The organism is Acinetobacter sp. RF14B (assembly GCF_006864105.1).
In the GTDB taxonomy this organism is placed as follows: Bacteria; Pseudomonadota; Gammaproteobacteria; order Pseudomonadales; family Moraxellaceae; genus Acinetobacter; species Acinetobacter lwoffii_C.
Genome location: NZ_SMTB01000192.1, coordinates 1 through 1,095, shown reverse-complemented (window position 1 = coordinate 1,095; position 1,095 = coordinate 1). Strand labels below are relative to the sequence as shown.

1 protein-coding gene and 1 pseudogene are annotated in these 1,095 nt (G+C 50.6%); both read right to left on the bottom strand.

All coding sequences use genetic code 11. From position 1 onward, the window contains the following. Window positions 1-309 (bottom strand): annotated as a pseudogene (locus E2K52_RS14440) (3-carboxyethylcatechol 2,3-dioxygenase); the annotation flags it as partial. 70 nt (window positions 310-379) lie between these two features. Then, window positions 380-1,095: SDR family NAD(P)-dependent oxidoreductase (locus E2K52_RS14435; RefSeq protein ID WP_151205684.1), on the bottom strand; the 716-nt coding region annotated here is incomplete at its 5' end.

Sequence of the window (1,095 nt, the reverse complement as noted above, 5' to 3'; positions counted from 1 at the left end):
ATCCAGCACCCGGCGAACCAGCGCCAGTGCCCGATCTTCCGGTACATCAATGTGGTCATTGTCCTTGCCATAATCCCAGTCGCCTGCGGCTTTGGCACGAATCCCCACGCAGAAGCTTGGCATCAGGTCATAAAAGAAACCGTTAAAATGGTCTGGACCAAACGTGATAATGAGAGTGGGATCATAGGCTTTTACTTCAGCAGACAACTGTTCAAAAGCAGCACGTACTTTCTGCTCTTTGGATTGATCCTGCGGTGAAGCAAATTCCATTAACGGACTGTGCGATGCACAAATGAGTTTAACGGCCATGAGAGACTCCTGAATAAGGAAGGCAGCCCAGAACAGGCTGCCGATAAGTCCATTCGACTAGACTAGATTTTTATTCGTCAAAGAAACCGGCGCGTGGCTGGCGTAAGCCACGAATTCCCAGACCACATTCTGCATTAATCAGAACACCGGTCAGTGGGCGGTTATTTTGACGCGATGCCAACAGCACGTATGAACCGGTCATGTCTTCCGGTTCAGGCAAGAAATTCAGTGGCATACCACGTGCGATTTTCTCAGGGTCGCGAGCATCCAGCAGGCCCAGATTATCCTGACCCAAGGATGCCGCGCCTTTGATATTCACATTCATACCTGAGGGTGCAACCGCATTCACTCGTACTTTAGGCGCAAGCTCATAAGCCAGTTCCTTCATCACCCCGACACCGGCATGCTTGGATGCTGTATATACAGGGCCTCCGCCAGCGGAGTACAGTGCCGAATTAGACAAAGTAAATATGATAGAACCTTCAGAAGCGATCAATGCATCCAGCGCAGCCTTCGCTCCCAGGATTAAAGATTTGGTATTAATGCCCATGATTTCGTCAAAGGCTTTTTCCAGCTGCTCGCCCGAAGTATTGACGATATCGGCATAATGATCCCAGATCCCGGCATTACCTACGAAACAGTCGAGTTTTCCGTAATGCGCTACGGTTGCATTCACCGCACGGACGTTGTCTTCATAGCTGGCCACATCACCTGCGATTGCGAGCACGCGATCTCCGAAGTGTGCTTTCAGCGCATCGACTTTTGACTGGGAGCGCTGAAGAACCG